At 56.6% G+C, this 18070-nt stretch carries 16 protein-coding genes; 8 read left to right on the top strand and 8 right to left on the bottom strand.

Features of this window, described 5'->3' with window-relative positions:
• The first annotated feature begins 2 nt into the window (after positions 1–2).
• Together pabB and C936_RS15210 are read left to right on the top strand one after the other, a co-directional pair.
• On the top strand, positions 3–1391 hold the full coding sequence (gene pabB / locus C936_RS14335; protein WP_038038748.1) for an aminodeoxychorismate synthase component I: 1389 nt from the start codon (positions 3–5) through the stop codon (positions 1389–1391).
• Positions 1276–1995: a hypothetical protein gene (locus tag C936_RS15210; protein ID WP_369699446.1), complete on the top strand. Its 720-nt coding sequence runs from the start codon at positions 1276–1278 to the stop codon at positions 1993–1995. Before pabB ends, C936_RS15210 begins: the two co-directional genes overlap by 116 nt.
• A gap of 61 nt (positions 1996–2056) precedes the next feature.
• On the opposite strand, the gene C936_RS14755 is transcribed toward C936_RS15210, so the two are convergent.
• From C936_RS14755 to C936_RS0111340, 5 genes are all read right to left on the bottom strand, one after another.
• Positions 2057–2638, bottom strand: coding sequence for a DUF447 domain-containing protein (locus C936_RS14755; protein ID WP_038038750.1), 582 nt, complete (start codon positions 2636–2638; stop codon positions 2057–2059).
• Positions 2639–2648: 10 nt separating this feature from the next.
• The gene (locus C936_RS0111360) at positions 2649–4283 is read right to left on the bottom strand and encodes a formylmethanofuran dehydrogenase subunit A (RefSeq protein WP_018174260.1); all 1635 of its coding nucleotides are present in this window, start codon (positions 4281–4283) and stop codon (positions 2649–2651) included.
• Positions 4277–5440 (bottom strand): hypothetical protein, encoded by a 1164-nt coding sequence (locus tag C936_RS0111355; RefSeq protein WP_231362968.1) that lies wholly within the window; start codon positions 5438–5440, stop codon positions 4277–4279. Before C936_RS0111355 ends, C936_RS0111360 begins: the two co-directional genes overlap by 7 nt.
• 187 nt (positions 5441–5627) lie before the next feature.
• Positions 5628–7016 carry a DUF6513 domain-containing protein gene (locus C936_RS0111345; protein WP_231362969.1) on the bottom strand — a complete coding sequence of 463 codons (1389 nt, stop codon included), beginning with the start codon at positions 7014–7016 and terminating at the stop codon, positions 5628–5630.
• Between the two features lie 165 nt (positions 7017–7181).
• A complete protein-coding gene (locus tag C936_RS0111340; protein ID WP_018174264.1) occupies positions 7182–9110 on the bottom strand; it encodes a sigma-54-dependent Fis family transcriptional regulator in 1929 nt (642 codons plus the stop codon).
• Between the two features lie 476 nt (positions 9111–9586).
• Here C936_RS0111340 and C936_RS14750 point away from each other — a divergent pair, with 476 nt between their 5' ends.
• Genes C936_RS14750 through C936_RS0111325 form a run of 3 tightly spaced genes read left to right on the top strand, consistent with a single transcriptional unit; the run spans position 9587 to position 13863 of the window.
• Positions 9587–10753: an acyl-CoA dehydrogenase family protein gene (locus C936_RS14750; RefSeq protein ID WP_026278840.1), complete on the top strand. Its 1167-nt coding sequence runs from the start codon at positions 9587–9589 to the stop codon at positions 10751–10753.
• 4 nt (positions 10754–10757) lie between these two features.
• The gene (locus C936_RS0111330) at positions 10758–13229 is read left to right on the top strand and encodes a PAS domain S-box protein (protein ID WP_018649547.1); all 2472 of its coding nucleotides are present in this window, start codon (positions 10758–10760) and stop codon (positions 13227–13229) included.
• Positions 13222–13863: a response regulator transcription factor gene (locus C936_RS0111325; protein ID WP_026278839.1), complete on the top strand. Its 642-nt coding sequence runs from the start codon at positions 13222–13224 to the stop codon at positions 13861–13863. The genes C936_RS0111330 and C936_RS0111325 overlap by 8 nt, the downstream gene beginning before the upstream one ends.
• A 128-nt stretch (positions 13864–13991) precedes the next feature.
• Here C936_RS0111325 and C936_RS15205 read toward each other — a convergent pair whose 3' ends face one another.
• Both C936_RS15205 and C936_RS15200 read right to left on the bottom strand, forming a co-directional pair.
• On the bottom strand, positions 13992–14459 hold the full coding sequence (locus C936_RS15205) for a DUF5131 family protein (RefSeq protein WP_369699447.1): 468 nt from the start codon (positions 14457–14459) through the stop codon (positions 13992–13994).
• Positions 14414–14875: a DUF5131 family protein gene (locus C936_RS15200; RefSeq protein ID WP_081616864.1), complete on the bottom strand. Its 462-nt coding sequence runs from the start codon at positions 14873–14875 to the stop codon at positions 14414–14416. Before C936_RS15200 ends, C936_RS15205 begins: the two co-directional genes overlap by 46 nt.
• Positions 14876–15199: 324 nt before the next feature.
• Here C936_RS15200 and C936_RS15045 point away from each other — a divergent pair, with 324 nt between their 5' ends.
• Positions 15200–15514: a hypothetical protein gene (locus C936_RS15045; RefSeq protein ID WP_196800032.1), complete on the top strand. Its 315-nt coding sequence runs from the start codon at positions 15200–15202 to the stop codon at positions 15512–15514.
• Here C936_RS15045 and C936_RS0111315 read toward each other — a convergent pair.
• Positions 15511–15789 (bottom strand): hypothetical protein, encoded by a 279-nt coding sequence (locus tag C936_RS0111315; RefSeq protein ID WP_018174268.1) that lies wholly within the window; start codon positions 15787–15789, stop codon positions 15511–15513. The genes C936_RS15045 and C936_RS0111315 overlap by 4 nt on opposite strands.
• Before the next feature lie 589 nt (positions 15790–16378).
• Between C936_RS0111315 and C936_RS0111310 the strand changes: the two genes are divergently transcribed.
• Together C936_RS0111310 and C936_RS0111305 are read left to right on the top strand one after the other, a co-directional pair.
• The gene (locus C936_RS0111310; protein ID WP_231362970.1) at positions 16379–17560 is read left to right on the top strand and encodes a fatty acid desaturase; all 1182 of its coding nucleotides are present in this window, start codon (positions 16379–16381) and stop codon (positions 17558–17560) included.
• Positions 17561–17648: 88 nt separating this feature from the next.
• Positions 17649–18050: a group 1 truncated hemoglobin gene (locus tag C936_RS0111305; RefSeq protein WP_018174270.1), complete on the top strand. Its 402-nt coding sequence runs from the start codon at positions 17649–17651 to the stop codon at positions 18048–18050.
• Positions 18051–18070 lie beyond the last annotated feature (20 nt).

Raw genomic sequence — 18070 nt, 5'->3', positions numbered from 1 at the left:
CCATGCATCTTCTGAGTGAGGTGCCCTATCAGCCGGACACTTCGCGCGTCTTTGATGGGATGGCCAGTGATCCGTGGGCTGTATTTCTCGACAGCGGGCGCCCGGGATCTGAGGCGGGCCGCTACGATATTCTCACATCCGACCCCGGTACTACGTTAGTGACCAAGGGAGGATTTACCGAGATCCGTACCCGCGGGGGAAAACTTCGGCGGTCACGCGCGGACCCGTTCACACTGCTCCGGGAGCAGATGGGAGATCGTGAGTCCGATCGGGTGAGCCTGCCTTTCGGTGGCGGAGCAGTCGGGTGGTTCAGCTACGACCTCGCACGTCGCATCGAACAGCTTCCTGCTCACGCTCGGGACGATGAGGCACTGCCAGAAATGGCTGTTGGTATCTACGACTGGGCACTGGTCGTTGATCATCAAGAACACCGGAGTTGGCTGGTGTCGCACGGGCGAGAACGGACAACACACCGCCAATGGTGGCGGCTGCTACACCGCTTTAGTGCTTCGAAGCCTCGGATCAACAGGGACCCGTTCCGCGTGATCGGGCCCGTCACGAGCAATTTCGACGCAAAAGGCTATTCCGACGCGTTTGCCCGTGTGCATGCATACATAAGGGATGGAGACTGTTATCAGGTCAATCTGGCCCAACGATTCTCGGCCCCTGCACGCGGGGATGGCTGGGGGGCCTATACGGTGCTTCGCGAACGCAGCCCGGCACCTTTTTCCGCTTTTCTCAATACACCCTATGCCCAGATACTCAGTGTTTCTCCGGAGCGCTTCCTTCAAGTCACTGCGGGTGTAGTTGAAACCCGTCCTATCAAGGGTACCCGTCCGCGCGGAAGCTCCCCCGAAGCTGACAGCGAGTGGGCTCGGGAGTTATCACAAAGCGAAAAGGACCGCGCGGAAAACCTGATGATTGTTGACCTCCTGCGCAACGACCTGGGTCGTGTGTGTCAAGCAGGGTCGGTTCGCGTTCCGTCGCTGTTCGCCGTTGAGGGGTTTTCCAACGTCCACCATCTCGTTAGCACTGTTACCGGGAAGCTTAATGATGACCAGGATGCCATCGGCCTCTTGCGAGCCTGTTTCCCGGGCGGCTCAATCACCGGTGCGCCCAAGATTCGAGCGATGCAGATTATCGAGGAGCTGGAGCCGCAGCGCCGCGGACTGTACTGCGGCTCCATTGGCTACATTGGTTACGAGGGACAGATGGACGTCAACATTGCGATTCGAACCATGATCTACAACCAAGGGGAAATTCGCTGCTGGGCCGGTGGGGGGATCGTTTTCGATTCCACCGAGGCGGCCGAGTTCCAGGAAACGCTGGACAAGGCGACCGCCATGCTTTCGGTGCTTCGGCATTCGGGGCGCATACGTGTGGGTGGTTAAGCTTGGCGGCAGTCTGGCACACGATGCGAGCCTGCACGCCTGGTTGTCGGAACTGGTGAACTGTCCAGATCCGGTTGTCGTTGTGCCAGGCGGAGGTCCTTTTGCCGATGAAGTGCGGCGGTTGCAACAGACGTGGCTTTTCGACGATGGACGGGCTCATGCACTCGCGCTGCGGGCAATGGATGTATTCGCCGAGACCATTTGTGCCCTGCACCCCGGTGTGAGCCCACTGGAGTCGCTGCAGGAAATGCCGGACACGGGTCGGGTGGAGCGGGCAGTACGAGTCTGGATACCAAGCCGTGACGTCCTGGCGGATTCTTCAGTGGAGCAGTCGTGGGATGTCACCTCTGACAGTCTTTCCGCGTGGCTTGCCGGACGGCTCCGGGCGCATGGGCTTCTTCTGGTAAAGTCGAAGGAGCCTGACACGGAGGACGGCAGTCTGATGAACCTGGTCGAGGAGGGCCTGCTGGATCGGGCTTTTCTGCGATATGGCCCGCAAGCAGGGTGCCCGATTGCACTTTTGCATCGGGATCGTTCAGGCAAGTTTGATGGGTGGCGTAGCGGGTGGTCCGGGTGCGGCTACAGGATCAAGGCCTGCAATTGAAGGACGTACTGATGCGGATTTGACCGGGTAGAGGATCCGAATCCTGCCGAGAGGGCGGCTTTCAGGTACCGAAACTTGATGGTTGCTCAGGCCGAAGAACGGCGTTCACCTTTGCTTCCAGCCACTGCCATGCCTCTGTCTCGTGCGGTCCTGCGGTCTTGTCCATTGCGATCTGAAGATACTCCATCTCCCGGGTGATCTTTTCCGGGCTTAGACGGTCGAGCCGGCTCGCGAGAATGGCCAGTTCAAGAACTGCTGCCTGAGCTCTGTTGAATCCGCGAAAAGGACGATGTTGCACAACCTCGGCTACCGTGCAGATGAGCCGGGGACGAATAGCGTCTTCTTCCATCGTCGAGAGTTCCAGTGACTCGTGCGCAAGTGCATCGCGCAGGCGAAACCCTCCCGAAACAGGCTCCAGAGGCCAGTCACGACGTCCTGACAGACAGCCGGCAAAAACCCTGACGTCATCCGTACAGCTGATTACTGCACGCCCGGTTTGAAGTAGATTTTCCAGTGTCGTTGAAGGACGGAATGGTGCCACCACTACATGGGCGTCCCGGTCCCGCACGCCCATAGGGGCAATGTGCGGGGCACCGTCGGCGTTCTCGGTCACGATGATGATTTCGCGTACCGGTAGGTTCATGGCGTTAGTCTCAATGTAGTTCGAGTTGCATACCCAGGCCATCGGAAATGGCGGGATGGAGAAGGCCGTAGTGTTCCATTCGACACAGATGAAAGCGGTCAAAGTAGGTTTTCAAGGGGCCTTCGATGCCTGGATCGAAAGGAGGTGCAACCGCATGGGTTCGGCCCTGGGTGGCATTAGTGACCTGTCCGTCCTGGACAACGACGATTCCATCCTTCATTACGAGATGGGCGTGACGGAACATGGCGGCCCGATCTGTATTGTCATGATACACAGCGATATCCGCGACTGCCCCCGGCGTGAGGTGACCTCGATCCGGAAGGCCGAGGAGTCTGGCTGGCGCCGCCCTGGTCATCAGGGCAATGTCGGCTAAGCTGTATTCCCGCGAAATGTGGCGGAGCAGGGTTTGTTCCACTGCCGCAGGATGAACCCGCTGCAGGCATTCGGCACGATAGTCCCGGTCCATCAGGAGGCGGAATAGGTCCGGGTACGCCGTGAACGGGGCACCGTTCGGGTGATCGGTTGTAAAGAAGACACGTGATGGGTCATCAACGAGCAGGAATATCTCCAGCCCGATCGCCCACTGCATCGAGTTGACGAAGTTGGCTTCTCGATAGCGAAACGGTACGACACCGCCGCCGCCGTCTTCAGCCTCCCATACCGTCCATTTGGCGGGACTGGCGATCCCGCGCGCATCGAACTGGCGCAGTACGTCTCCAGAGATGGTTACTGTTTGGCCAAAAAGGACCTGCCCTACATCGATCGTGACGTTCGGGTGCCGGTTCAAGGCGTCGATAAGACGCGGCGCGCCGCTGGAGAATCCGCGCTTGCCCTCGTTTCCGTACCCGTAAAACTGAATATGGGCAAGGTGCATGGGCAGCCCCCCGGCGGCCTCCATTGTGGCCTCAGCCGTGGCCACGTTGCCCGCGACACCAAGGTTGTTGCAATGCACATGGACCGGATGAGGGATACCCAGTGCTACCACGGCGCGCTGCACCGCCTGCAGGATATCCCGCGAGGTCATTCCGTACATGGGCACTTCTTCGTCCAGGGAGAGCTGTCTGTGGTTGAACTTGAACGAGGTCGCGCCTCCGGCATTGATTACTTTTACACCGAGACACCGAGTCGCATGGAGCACCCAGGCGATGTAGTCGTTGATCCGTTCCTGTTCAGCGCCGTCACGTAACATCCGCAGCAGGAAATCATCGTTGCCCACGATCGCAAGACCTGCCTTATCGATAATCGGTATGTCCGCGAGTTCGGCGTGCGCCTGTGCGGCGTTGAGCGGTAGCACTGCAGGTTCGACTACAGTGGTGAAGCCCATTTCCGCGTAGCGGTAGCCCACGTCAAAGGCTGACCAACGCGCATTCATGAAGGGATAGTCCGCGTAGCGCGGTTGACCCGCGATATGCTGTTCCGGCAGCAGTACGCGCGCATTGTTGACGTTGCCCCCTGCAATGTGGCTATGGATGTCGATGGCTCCGGCCATCAGGACCTTCTGGTTCAGGTGGATCGTGTGATCCGCCGCCTGAGGGTCTTCCGGGGCCTCGCAGATGTGTCCGTCACGCACCCAGACATCTCTTACGCTCCCGTTAAGCTTGTTCACGGGGTCGAATACTCGGGCACCAGTCAGTCGCGTCAGCATTCGGCACTCTCCTCCATGATCCGGGTCAGCAGGTCGGCATAGACGCTGGGACCTGCTGCGAGGTCGCTCTCTGTACGAGCAAACAGGGCGGGTAGTGGCAGCACTGTGATGCCGTCACCACGATGGATCTGCCCGGTACGGTGGATGCCCGGCACGGTGAGCGGCACAAACAGCTCTGGCTCCTGGACGAATGTTAACCCCGGGTGCCCAAAGACCAGTGAGGGCAATCCGGTTTCCGGGGGCGGAATTGGGCGCAGGCTGGCGTGCCACAGCAGGAGGTCCGTGCCTCCCTCCTGCAGCATGCGTGCCGTGTCATGCCCGTGCGGATCGAAATGCGGGCCGTTGTAGTGATGTCCCGTCCTCAAGCCAAAGCCGTTATGCCAGAGCCCCGCCTGCTGGCAGCTGGACAGTCCATCCCCGGCACCCATCGGCAGCAGCGCTGCGCGCCCGGATTCGTTGATCTGGCGTATTAAACGGGCGATCCCCAGAAGATCAAGATCGAGGAGGCCGTCACCTCGAGAGCCACTCAGGTCTGCGGGATCCATTGCGACAACAAGATACTGTGCTTGCTTAACTTGGGCGGCGATTCCCTGAGTCTTGGGGTGTGCAACCGCTCCGAGCTCCCAGCCTTGCAGCGTCGCGCGAATGCTGCCCACAAAATCCGCGATAGAGCATGAGTCGAGATCCACATACTCCATCCCATTGGGCAACATATTGCTGCGTGAACCGGAACCCAACACAACCACATTTGATTTGGCCTTGGTGTGCAGGCGCTGTTTCGGCGATAACAGTCGTTCAGAGATTCGTGGCTGGCGGCGGAATATCCCGTCTCCGATGAACAGCCACAAGTCGGCACGGTTACGTGCCTCGCCGAGGGTGGTGGTTATCAGTCCCTGCATCTGGGCTACCGAATACATCCGGCTTAGAGCATCAGCGCCGGCGTGGTCGACCGTAGCGCCGCAACGGTCGGCGAGACGCCAAAGTGCACGGCTTTCGGGAAGATCGCCGATCAAGCCGGCAAACAATGGCAGTCGAGACTGACGCAAGCGGTTGGCGGCGTGATCCAACGCTTCGTCGAGTGCTACGGATTTTCCGTGCAGTCGCGGTTGGAGAGCGTGCGGGGCCTGTATGGCCGCTTGATAACCTTCGGTGGCCACTGAGCAGTCCTGAGCGAAGGGCGCCTCGGCTGTGTCACGCGGAGGTGACAGATCGTCACACGCAAGTCCACAGAAGGGGCACACCAGACGCACGGCGTGGTTGTGCGTGCACGGCTTGAGCGGGGATGAATCCTGAAAATTCTTGTTATCGGCCACCATGCCGGAATCCCTGCAAGTTCGAGGCCATTCAGGGGCGCCGCTTCGTAGGTGCGGGCGGGGTGTAGCGTGTGAGGTCTTCCTCCGGTCGCTTCACGGTGCAGCCCCAGCGTAGAGGCTGATCCTGTGTATAGCGCTTTCCAAGCTGGTGTGCGATCTCGGCGCGCGCGAGTTCCACGCCAAGGTAGAAGGCATGGCCTCCATCCCGTTCCACGTCCAGATCCGGAAACAGTAGAAAGGGATCAGTAGACGTCAGGAACCGATCCCGGTTATAGATGTGGATACCGTTGCCGGTGACCTTGATGCGGAAGTTGGCATCCTTGACCTGGCCCGCAGCTTCTCGGACTTCATCTACGCCATAGGGGAACGGCTTGCGTTCGTGCACACAAGCCAGCCCCTCACTGAGCTTCTTGGGGAGCCGGTTGTGTTCCCTGGCGCGAAACATGACACGTCGGCACAGGTCGAGCTCTCTGACTGCGGAGCGGCAGTGGGGGCTGACCTCCGTAGTCAAAAGGCTTCCAATTTGCAGCTCGGACATCACGCCGCTCAGTAGTGCGTGGATGCCGGTTGTGTCTGCCTCGGTTAGTTCCGAAAGGTTTCCAGTACCCATCATCATGGCCACATCCGGGAGGCGCTTGCGAAGTTCGTGATATCGGACCAGTGAGTCCGTGAAGCCGAAGTGAATAGGGTCAAGGACCGGATCCAGAATGCAGTCCCGCCCTCGAGCTCGTAACGCTTCATAGGAGCGAATTAGAGAATCCAGATCGCCGGGCTGAGTTGGAATCAAGATTGGCGTTGCCTCCACTTCCTCCGAGATCCAGAGAGTCTTCTCGGTCAGGCTCAGCAGGAAGTCTGCGCCTGCCAAACCGCCGGTCAGTAGATCTTGTGAGTCTATTGAGTCCACGCTAACCAAGAAGCCTTCGGCCTTGAGTCGACGTACGGCCGACGCTAGTAACGGAAAGGGGGTGTCGGGTAGACAGCCGAGGTCGATAACGTCGGCACCATCCTCACGGAAGGCATGGGCGCGCTCCGATAGAGAATCGAGATCGAGTAGCGGAGCGTCAGTGATCTCGGCAAAGATCTTCACCGAGTGTTGGCTGAGGTCGACCGGTTTTCCCTCTAGGCCAAACCATTCCGGCAGGTCCATCAATTCTTCGGGACCGCGTTGGAATGGTACACCGTAATGGTCCTTCAGGGCCTCGAGGTCACCGCGACATAGTCCTGGCAGGATCACTCGGTTAGCCTGTCCGGTATCCGATAGGCGCCTGCGGATCAGGTCTCCAGTCAACAGAGCGGCAACTTTTACACCAAGAGACCGGACTTCCCAGGTGAATGCGTCCGGACTCATCTGTTCGAGAACCTGCCGCAAGGCCGGCGCGGCTAGGTTGCCAGTTACGAAGAGGACATGTTCCTTCGTCAAGTCGATTGCCTCTGGTGATTGGATCCGTGCATGCACTGCAACATGGCGGATCAAGATTCATGCCAAGGTTCTGCAGAATTCGGTGAACATGGCGATGCGCGCCGCAGTTGACCTGTGCCAGGGTTCTGCGCGGGGTAATGGCGATTGGAGCGGTCGTGCTGGGTATTAGCGGGGAGGCTTGATACCGCAGCGCTTCATCTTTCGATACAGAGTGTTACGGCTGACGTCCAAATTTGCCGCAACCTGGGAAACATTCCAATGGCAGCCCTCTAGCTCACGCAGGAGAGTCTCGCGTTCCGCGAGTGTCAGGGGGTTGCTCAGGTCGGCCGCTTGTGTTTCCAGTTCGGGGTTGTTCTGCAGCGTGAATTCCGGAAGCGATTCGGCCCGGATAATGCCATCTTCCGATAATCCGACCAGCGTACGAAGGACACTGCGGAGCTCTCGAATGTTACCGGGCCATGGGTATGAATCGAGAATGGCAAGGGCGTCCGGCACAAGGGATACTGCCTCGCTGTCCCCTGCTTCGATTTCCAGAAGACGTTGGATTAGCTCTCTGCGGTCCTGACGTTCGCGTAGCGGTGGAATCGTAAGGCTGATGCCACGGAGTCGGTAGAACAGATCCTGACGGAAGCGTCCTTCGGCGACCTGTTGCTGGAGATCCTGGTGTGTTGCACTTATGACTCGAATGTCCACTCGTACGGACGTTTCGCTGCCCAGCGGGACGACTTCGCGCTCCTCAAGCACCCGCAGCAGCCTCGCCTGCAGAGCTAGAGGCATGTCGCCGATTTCGTCAAGGAAGAGGGTGCCGCCATCCGCCTGAACAATCTTCCCGCGGCTCCCCTCGCGGCTCGCGCCAGTGAAGGCGCCTGGACGATATCCGAACAGCTCGCTTTCAATTAGGGTTTCCGGCAATGAAGCACAATTTACTGCGATAAAGGGCTCTCGGTGGCGCGCGCTGGACAGGTGTATCGCTCGCGCGAATACGTCCTTGCCGGAACCCGTTTCGCCGAGGAGCATGAAGGGCAGGTCCTTGTCCAGCAGCTTGCGGGCCTGCTCGATATTGTGATTCATCCGGGTATCGCCCCAGTGAAGATCCTCCATCGCATACTGGGGGGCGGGAACTTTGGCGTGCTCTGCTCGCGACGACGGAAGATTCGCGGCTGGTGGGCTAGCCGGTGGTTGGAAACTCACGTAGAACCGTCGACCCTGGCGACTGTCATGCAGCGGAACAGGCTGCGTCACCGGGGAACGGGCGTATTGCAGGGCTGTGTCAACACGAATGTTGAAGACGTCTCGAAGAAGCTCCCCCACGATTCTGTCTGAAGGATTCTCGTTCAACTGGAACAGCGCGCTGCGGTTGGCTGCCAGTATGCGCCCCGCAGGGTCGAATGCCACAATACCTTCCCCGAGCGTGTTCACGAATTCTGGCCGACTGTGAAAACGGAGCAGATAGTGGTCTCGCATGCCGCAGAGGAACAAGCGATTTTCGATCAACTGGGCCGACATGTTCACCAGGACCATCGTGTGTTGCTGTGCCATGCGTGATTCGCTGGACGCGTCCAGCACTGCGCAGACGCGCCCGGTCGGATCAAAGACTGGTGCCGCCGAGCAGGTGAGGCGGATATTCTTGCCAAAGAAATGGTCGTTCTTGTGAATCACCAAAGGGCGTTGCTCAACCAGGCAGGTCCCGATGCCGTTGGTCCCCTGATACTGTTCGTGCCAGATCGCGCCAGCTTGCAGTCCGGTTGAAGCGGCCGCATCGGTGAATATGGGATCACCGACGTACTTTAGTAGTACGCCGTCGGAGTCCGTCAGCAGAATCGAGTACCCGGTTCCAGCAACCTGCTGGTACAGATTGGTCATCTCTTCCTGGGCGATTTCCACCAGTGTGCGGGACTCTTCCCGACGATGCCGAAGGTCCCCATCGGAGACAAATCGCGGCTCTGGGGCGGCGTCTGGATCAAGCTGGTATTCGCTCAGGCACCTTTTCCAGGATGCAAGGATATGATTGTCGGTAGAATTTTCCCACCCTGGGGCACCCGATACCGCATCCAGGATGGATCGGCTATGGGTTTCCCGGCTCATGTCGGTCATTTTGGCTCCTTGCTTGCCGGGCGAGGAGGTCTTCAAAGCAACTTGCGACTCCAATGCCCGCTTCGCCATACGCACCCATGCCCAAGGCAGGCAGTGCGGTACTCCCTCATACGCTATTGAATACCTCTTTTAACCGAAACGATAGACGCTTGCGTACTATTGCGCATACAGGACCGTAGACATCCCGTCTATTATTTGTTCATGAGTTCATGACTTCATGGCTGGGTTCGACTCGCGTCCACTCCTTGCGTGGGAGCCGCGATAAGCAGAACCACCATATATAGCACGCTCCGGGCGCGGCAATGACGCTGGCCCAGACGGCGATCTCCGGAGCGGGCGGGATTGCCTACAGTTCCCGTCATCCTTCGACCCACCCAGCCGTCGTGAATGGATTCATGACCGGATGTAACCTCTAGCTCCGGCTTGGCCAGCCTGCCAGCGCTTAGGGGGTAAAAAAGCAGCTGAGAGGCGCCTTTATGCGGGATGAAAACTTTGACACGGTTTTGCTCAGGGTCCAAGAAATCGCAACGGAGACCGTCGCTCGTTACAGCAGTCAGATCGATGAGAAGCGGGAGTGGCCGGCGGAAGGGATCCGGGCATTACAGGACGTCGGGCTAGGCGGAATGGTGGTCCCGCAGGCATATGGCGGCTGTGGTTACGGTCTGTCGTCGCTGGCCAAGGTGTGTGAAGTTCTGGGCCAAGAATGTGCGTCAACGGCTATCTGTTTCGGCATGCACTGCGTGGGATCCTCCGTGATTGCCGCTAATCCCACACCAGACCAGCAGCAGCGCTTCCTAGAACCTATTTGCGCGGGTCACCACATCACAACGCTATCCTTGAGTGAAGCTGGAACCGGGGCACATTTCTACTTACCTGAAACTACGCTGGAGGATGCAGAAAGCGGACACTATCGCCTGACCGGAAAAAAGACGTTCGTCACGAATGGTGGCCAGGCCGACTCCTATGTTGTATCCGCCGTGACCGTTGGAGATGGGTCCGCTTCGCTCGGTCGGTTTTCCTGTGTTGTAGTGTCAGCGGATTCCGAAGGTCTCGATTGGGGTGAGCCGTGGGATGGTTTGGGTCTAAGGGGAAACTCTTCGTGTTCAATGCTGATGCAGGGCATCGAGATTCCTCGGTCCAATCTACTAGGCCGCGAAGGCGAGCAGATCTGGTACATCTTCAACATTATCTTGCCCTATTTTCTCGTTGCGTTGGCCGGAACATACCTCGGCGTTGCAACTGCCGCCCTGGAAGAGGCGCGAGGCCACCTCATGCGTCGCTATCACAGCCATTCCGGGACCAGCCTATCGCATTCGTCCGTTCTCCAGCACAAGTTGGGCGAACTGTGGGCTCAACTGGAACGAACCCGAAGTCTCACCTATTACGCTGCTGCGAACTTTGATGCAGGTGCACCGGACGCACTGATTGGAGTTATGTCCGCAAAGGCGGAAGTGGCAGATTGCGCTGTCAACGTGGTAAACGAGAGTATGACCTTGTGCGGAGGAATCGGATATCGCAGCGGATCTCTTTTGCACAGATTACTCCGCGATGCACGCGCCTCGGGGCTGATGTCTCCAACCACCGACCTGCTGCGTGTATGGACTGGAAGGGCCCTGCTAGGGCAACCATTACTGGCGGATTGACCGAATGCACAATGCTGAGATTCTTCACGCCGAAAAATGCCCTGTCATCAAGATGATCGGGTCCGAGCCCGCCGTGGCGGACGCTATTCGAGAAAATTGCCCGGATGACGTCGACCTTGAGACGCTTGATGATCAAGCTGACCTCTCAAGCCATTTAGAAGAGGACGGCCAGCCGGTTGATGTAGTGTTGCTTGGGACGAGCCCTGATCTTGCGGTCCAAATCGCGCAACGAATACACACGATCGACAAGTTTCTTCCAGTCATCATACTCACTCGACCTGAGGCATGCCGCCCCCTCAGACGAACCCTTATGTTCAGCCCGTTCCTCGGGAGCGAGGTCATACCCTGGTCGAGTGAGGATCTGACTGCACTACCCAATGCCTTAATGGAAGCGGTCAACCGCCGCAGGCAGAGACAGCGCCACCATCACGCTCTCTGTCGTGCTCAGGTGCGTTTCGAGAAGCTTCCGCACCTAAAACCGGAATTGAACCAGTATCTCGACCAATTGCTCGACTGCGCCCCTATCGGCGTCATGACGATCGATGCATCGGGTGTCATTCTTACGCTAAACCATCAAGCACAGGAAATCCTTAACGCCACAAACCGCATTACGCTTGGGGGCGCATTGAACGACCTTTTTTCAAAGGACGACCATCCTGTGATCGCAAATCTTCGAACCGAAATTGCAACAGGGCGTAGTCCGAGTGCGCAAAGGACGGTGCGGCTACGCGAAACGGATAGCGTGAGGAAATATATCGCAATTACGATGGCTCCGCTTTGTTATCGAAATACCATGCGCCAGCCTGGCTTGATGGTGATCTTGCAGGACGTCACGTCGAGGGTCGACGCCGAGGCCGAGCGGCGAGATGCGGAAGAGAAGTTACGGAAGCACGTCAAGACATTGCGGAAATTCCACGAGATAAGCACCCGCGAAGACATCTGTTTCGACGAAAAACTGAGCGGTGTACTGAAGCTGGCTTGCGCACAGTTCGGCCTGGCAGAGGGTATGGTAACGAGTATCAACGGTGAGGAATTCGACATCATCGCATCAGTGGGGTCCATGGATCTCGATGGACTACAGAACGCCGGGTTGCATTCAAACCGATTTTGCTTTCGAGCCATTAAATCGAAGGAGCCTTACACCTATGTTGGCGATGGGCAGGGTCCAAACTGTTCAGGAATCAACAAGAGTTGTGAAACGCCAGTGGCCTACATCGGAGTTCGGTATCTGGTAAATGACATTATCGAAGGGACGTTATGTTTTTGGGGAAATAAAGCCGAGAGTGATGAGTTTACAGACGCTGATAAAGAGTTGATTAAGATGATGGGCCAGTGGCTCGGCCGGGAATGGCAGCGTGCGCGCTCCGAAGCACGAATGCGGAAGCTTTCCAGCGCGCTTGAGCAGGCAGCCGATGCTGTCATGATAACCGACAGAAACCGGATGATAGAGTACGTCAACGGCTCATTTGAATGCATGACCGGTTACTCGAAGGAGGAGCTAATCGGGCGTCCGGCTGGAGTGTTGCGTTCAGGATTTCATGATCAGGAGTTCTACAATCAGATTTGGAGATTGATTAGTAGTGGAAAAGCCTATCGAGGCGAGCTGGTGAATCGAAAGAAGGATGGAAGTATATATCACGAGCAAAGAACGATAACTCCGCTTAGAGATGCCAATGGAGAGATTACCCACTTTATTTCAACAGGGCATGATATAACCGAGTTAGTGGAAACTCAGAGGCAAAATCGATTGCGCCAATCGGAGCTCACGCACGTGGCACGGCTGAGCACCTTGGGTGAGATGACATCAGGACTGGCGCATGAGCTAAATCAGCCACTTTGCGCCATAACCACTTTTACCCAGACGTGTCTTCGAATGCTCTCTGCGGGGGAATATAAACCGGATGATCTTTACTACGGTCTCCAGCAAGTGCTACGACAAGCTGAAACCGCAACCGAGATTTTTCGTCGGTTGCGGATGTTTTCCCGAAAAGGCGAGATTGAAGAGTGCTCTGTTGAGTTAGGTCAGATTGTTGGGGAGATTGAGAGCTTCGTTGAGTCCGAAGCATTGCAGAATTTGATAAACGTTCACTTTGATGTTCCGGATAGGTTGCCTCCGGTCTGGGCGGATCGCATACAGTTGGAGCAGGTTTTGTTAAATCTGGTGCGGAATGCAATGGAAGCAGTGTCGGAACGCGATCCCGGTTGCAGAAACGTTACAATAACGGCTACGCGGAATGAGGCGACCGAGGTGACGGTGGATGTGCGTGATAGTGGACATGGGTGTCCACCGGATATTGCTAATCGTCTGTTCGAGCCGTTCTTCACTACAAAAGAAAAGGGAATGGGGGTGGGTCTAGGGATAAGTCAGAGTATTGTTGAGGCACATGGAGGTCGGTTGTGGTTGGAGGAGACAAGTCCGCAGGGGTCAGTCTTCCGCTTTACAGTGCCACAGGCGAAGGGGGAGAAGGATGAGTAATTTATCGGAAGACCACAACGTCGTACATGTGGTGGACGACAGTGCGGCGGTTCGTGACTCAATTGGGTTTCTGGTAAACCAAGTTGGATTGAGGAGCGAGAAATATGCGTCAGCTTCCGAGTTTCTGGACGTGGTGGACGAGAAGACTCGTGGTTGTCTGGTGCTAGATGTACGAATGCCAGGTATGAGTGGGTTGGATCTTCAAGATGTGTTGCGAGAACGAGGGATAAAACTACCGGTAATTATTATCACTGGGCACGGGGATGTGCCAATCACGGTCCGAGCGATGAAGGCCGGGGCGGTGGAGTTTCTGCAGAAGCCTTTCAACGACCAGGATCTCCTTGACACGATTAACACCTCGATCGAGGAATACAGAAAGATCTGGGAACAGGAAGATCATGCAAGGCGTGTAAAAGAGAAGATTGCCGGCCTTACCCCACGTGAACGAGAGGTGCTGGCACGCCTTGGCAAAGGCAGGCCCAATAAAATTATTGCGTATGAGATGGAGCTTTCTGTTCGAACGGTGGAAGGATACAGGGCAAGTATTATGAGCAAACTGGGAGCCCGGTCGATTGGGGAGCTTATGGAGATTGTTTTGAAGGCCGGTTTGGAGCCAGAAAAGGAGCCAGACTAATGGGGCGCTCTGGCTGGGGTAGGGGCTCCAATGCGGTTGGCAGGGTCTCTAGCCGGAAAGGGGCTTCGCAGAGGGGGCCGGGTTGTCCACGTGCTATAAGTAAGAGCTTGGATCCGTCTCGCGGCAGATCAGTATGCAGGATACTCGCTTACGTTCAGGCCCTTGGGCCATCTTTCCCGGTTGTGCGCGGTTCGAATTGATTTGGGCAGCAACACAGTGCACCCCTCCTCGTCCCATATGGCTCGGCTGCCCAAATGACGCGTGAATACCGGTACATGAGCCGTTCGGCATTGTTCTAAAACGCCTCGGATCCAGTCGACATGGCATGGGCGGGCCCTAGGTCCGGTTTCTCCGCCAATGACCACCCAATGGATGGAGTGTGGCTTATCACGAGCCCGGTCTGGGCCACTGCATTTGGCGCATATCGCGATCGGCTCAGGGGGCTCTCCCTGCCGCACAGTCAAGTATGGAGTCAGAGCGATCGGTGAAAGGAGGGGCTCCACGGACAACCAGCGGACGGCAATGGGCAGTTCAAGGAGACACGGTATCCTCAAATCAGCCATCGGCTGACTCTCAACCGAGACCCCCAGCCAGATCTGTCGGCAGTACGGCTGAATCCTCTGCTGGAGGGGTAGTGACGAGTTCCACCGAAAAATGCCAGGGCGTTTTCAGGACGTTTGGTAAGAATCTGGTAAAAATGCTGGTGGGCGAACATCATTTTCGACCACACCCTGTGAATGAACGTAAATGGCACATCTGGATGAAAAAGATCGCTCATCGAGTTGACGAAAACTAGGCGCGGCTTCCGCCAATGCAGAGGCAGCGACAAACGATCAGCGTGAGCTTTAACATCATCAAAGGAGCGGTTGAAGTAGAGGGTGGCTGCGTTTTTACTAAGCCGTCGCCAATGGCGCTCAGCGTAGCAATTCTTGCATCCAGCGCTAATCTTTTCGCAACCCGTCACGACGTTCCAAGTAGCATCCGTGCATTCGATTAGGGTTCGTGTGGACATAAAACAACCTTGCTAACGGTCGAAACTTGAGCCATGAGGGACCCGCGACCATACGATATACGAGCGGGTGAACTGACCGCAGCGTCCTCATCTCCTAACAGCCAGAGGACGTCTCGGTGGTCGGGTCTTGTGCTCAATCCTGCAACCGGGGCGATCGGCTCGAAATATGGATGCAAGGGTTGGATCAACAAAATGCCGTGTTGTTCGAAATCCCGACGGGCGGAGGTCTGTCCGGAGGTTCGGTCCTGCCCGCTGGTGGGGCGATGCTCAACGTCCCATGTCGAGTCCCCACCGCGAGGGATGTTTGAGGATGGTTGTGACCTAGTGATGGTCAATAAGCGAGTACGTCCGGATCTTGTCGACGGGTTCGATCCGGTCTGCACGCGTACCAACAACACACCGGCCCTCGGGGTCGCAACCCCAGATATGGTACGCATTAAAACTTTGCAGGTCCTCCGGGAGTTGCTCTCGGTGGGGCATCTGCCGGGCGACCAGCCGGTCGCGAGCCTTATCCTCTCGCATTTCCCGGAAGATGCGTTCAAGTTCGCTCTGGAGATCATCTGCAGACCGACCATCCCACTGTCCAACGACTCGCTCTGCGTCAGTCTTGATTTCGTTCGTCATAAAAGCTCCTCTTAAAAACGATCCCTGACCATCATCAACACCGATTTCGGGATAATCCAGTTCGACCCCATTTTCTGTTCCTGAACAGCAACGAGAAGCTGGTCGCGCGTGAATTCTTTTCCGTGCTTTTTGGCCATGCTGAGGTATTTTTCGATAAATGAGTCTTGGTCGGGGCACTCATCCAGTTGAGTGAGCATGTCGGAATCCTTGGCTACGATTTCGCCGAACTCTCGGATGGGGCGTTCGTAGGGTCTGGCCTCAAGATCTCTTTCCAGTGCTGATTGAAGCATTGTATTTCTCCCCTCTAGGTCTTGATCGGAAGTGCGAATAGGTTCTGTTGTGGCTTACGGCTCTAATGGTCTAGGGTAGGGCCATTAAGAGTAATGCATATATTTAGACTAAGGTCGATCGGGGCGCCTAGTAGTAGAAGCTCAGTAGAGAAAAGGTAGTACTACGGTACTGATTGCGAGACAACGCGGATTGAATACAGAGTATTTGGAAATCCATGCTCGCTTTATAGGGTATGTCTAGCATAAGCACCACGGGAATTGCGCGAGATAGGGATCCTCCGGTCTCGCGATCGATCATGAAACAGGGAAGGGTATGGCCTGTAGATGCACGGTGTACGTACCGGTTGCGTACATTTGCGGATGGTTCCGTAGGGATATCTCTCCTAAACATGGTGGTCAGGCGAGCAAAGCTCTTGTGGAAGGTGGCTAGAGCCAGATTCGCCGAATTAACGTTCTGTGACTAGAGAGAGGTTTCGTCATCATGTTACGCAGATTGGTATTTGGACACTTGGTGTACCTGTGGACACCCATCGGTCTGTTGGCTGCCTTGGCGGGCGTGCTAGCAGGGGGAATGTGGGTGTGGCTTGGTATGACCATCTTCACCTTGAATATTATCCTGGATACGCTGACCCGTAATATTCATACCAGCGGAGCGGCTACAACGAAGGACGGTAGGCCTGCCGGGGTTGGAGTCATCCACAATCTCGTCATGTATCTGATGCTTCCGGTGTTCGTTGCCTTGATGGCGGCCCTGGCTTGGAGGGTCTTCCAGTATACCGCCGGGGTGCCCATCGAGACGCAGACCTTTACGGCCTTTGGCTGGACTTTCCAGTACACCAACGGCATTACGGGTCTGGAGCTCATGGCGGCAACACTTTCTGTCGCCCTGCATCAAGGGCTGGGTATCATCTACGGCCACGAGCTCTCCCATACCAAGGGGCCCAGCTTCCTGATCTCTCGGTGGATCATGGCGCTGTCCGGTGCGGCGCACTTCTGCTTTGCGCACGTGTACAACCATCATCTTGAGCTGGGCCGTGCCTGGATGGGTCCCGAAGGCAACAAGATGGGCGATGATGTCGACCCGGCTACGGCACCTCGCGGGCGCAGTATCTATAAGCACTTCCTTGTTTCGCACATTGGGCAGTCCTACTTCGGCATCCGGACGGAACGGAAACGCCTGAAGCGCCAGGGCAAGTCCTTCTTCTCCCTGTCCAACCGCTGGATCCGTGGATACCTGATGAGCGTCCCTGTGGTGGTCGCGTTCGGTGGCCTTGGTTACTGGGGCGGCGGAGTGGAAGGAATGCTGATCGGATTGGCGGCCATGCTCACCGTATGGGTCATCGCCAACTTTGAACTTGAGGCCCTGAATTACATGGAGCATTACGGGCTGATTCGAGTGAAGGGAGAGCCGATTGAATATCGTCACTCCTGGGATAACGACAGCATGTTTACCAGCTGGGCGTTCATTGAAATCGGCCGGCAAGCCGACCACCACGACCGAGGCGAGACCCATTATTGGGAGCTTTCGAATGTCGGTGGTGCGCCGCAGGGTGCCCCAAATACCGGTTTCGGTTACTACACGGAGTTCGTGCTGGCACTGGTACCGCCACTGTGGCATCGAATCATGAAGCGGAAGCTGGCCATCTGGGATCGTGATTTCGCCAGCCCCGAGGAGCGCGAGATCGCGCAGAAGATCAATCGCAAGGTCGGATACGAGGTCGATCCGTCCGAGATTGAAGGGTACAGCATGGACGTCAATTACGCCCTGTAGAAGAAAGTGCCAGGCGGGTGGCGGTCTCGTACCGTACCACCCGCCCTTGGTGCGCTAACAGGAAATCGTAGGATCAGGAGATAAAGCGATGAGTGCTACGGAACAGTCAGTAAAAGATGCCACGGCCGATGCAGATGCAACACTCTACAAACGCTTAGGCGAGCGGCCAGGTATCGAGGCCATTGTAGAAGACATATTCCACAATCATATTACAAATCCCCTTGTAAAGAACCGTTATGAGGCGAGTGATCCCGACGAGGTAAAGCGGCTGGTCACAGAAATGTGCTGCGAGGGATTCGGGGGGCCTGAGAAGTATACCGGAAAAGACATGATTTCCGCGCACAAGGGAATGAACATCAACGATACTGAGTTTGTCGCCGTGGTGGATGATGTCCTGAAGGCCCTCGACAAGCATCAGGTCGGTAAGCGCGAACGGGACGAAGTACTTTCCATTCTGTACTCGCTTAAGCCCGAAGTCGTCTACCTTTAAGGCTAGAAGCGTTGTCATCT

The organism is Thioalkalivibrio sp. ALJ4, from assembly GCF_000377225.1.
Taxonomy (GTDB): domain Bacteria; phylum Pseudomonadota; class Gammaproteobacteria; order Ectothiorhodospirales; family Ectothiorhodospiraceae; genus Thioalkalivibrio.
The sequence above is the reverse complement of the archived record's forward strand: the minus strand, read 5'-3'. Positions and strand labels throughout refer to the sequence as shown.

Coding starts and splice junctions, on each gene's coding strand:
- pabB (WP_038038748.1), top strand. CDS start 3: ATGCATCTTCTGAGTGAGGTGCCCTATCAGCCGGACACTTCGCGCGTC.
- C936_RS14755 (WP_038038750.1), bottom strand. CDS start 2,638: ATGAACCTACCGGTACGCGAAATCATCATCGTGACCGAGAACGCCGAC.
- C936_RS0111360 (WP_018174260.1), bottom strand. CDS start 4,283: ATGCTGACGCGACTGACTGGTGCCCGAGTATTCGACCCCGTGAACAAG.
- C936_RS0111340 (WP_018174264.1), bottom strand. CDS start 9,110: ATGACCGACATGAGCCGGGAAACCCATAGCCGATCCATCCTGGATGCG.
- C936_RS14750 (WP_026278840.1), top strand. CDS start 9,587: ATGCGGGATGAAAACTTTGACACGGTTTTGCTCAGGGTCCAAGAAATC.
- C936_RS0111330 (WP_018649547.1), top strand. CDS start 10,758: ATGCACAATGCTGAGATTCTTCACGCCGAAAAATGCCCTGTCATCAAG.
- C936_RS0111325 (WP_026278839.1), top strand. CDS start 13,222: ATGAGTAATTTATCGGAAGACCACAACGTCGTACATGTGGTGGACGAC.
- C936_RS15200 (WP_081616864.1), bottom strand. CDS start 14,875: ATGTCCACACGAACCCTAATCGAATGCACGGATGCTACTTGGAACGTC.
- C936_RS0111315 (WP_018174268.1), bottom strand. CDS start 15,789: ATGCTTCAATCAGCACTGGAAAGAGATCTTGAGGCCAGACCCTACGAA.
- C936_RS0111310 (WP_231362970.1), top strand. CDS start 16,379: ATGACCATCTTCACCTTGAATATTATCCTGGATACGCTGACCCGTAAT.
- C936_RS0111305 (WP_018174270.1), top strand. CDS start 17,649: ATGAGTGCTACGGAACAGTCAGTAAAAGATGCCACGGCCGATGCAGAT.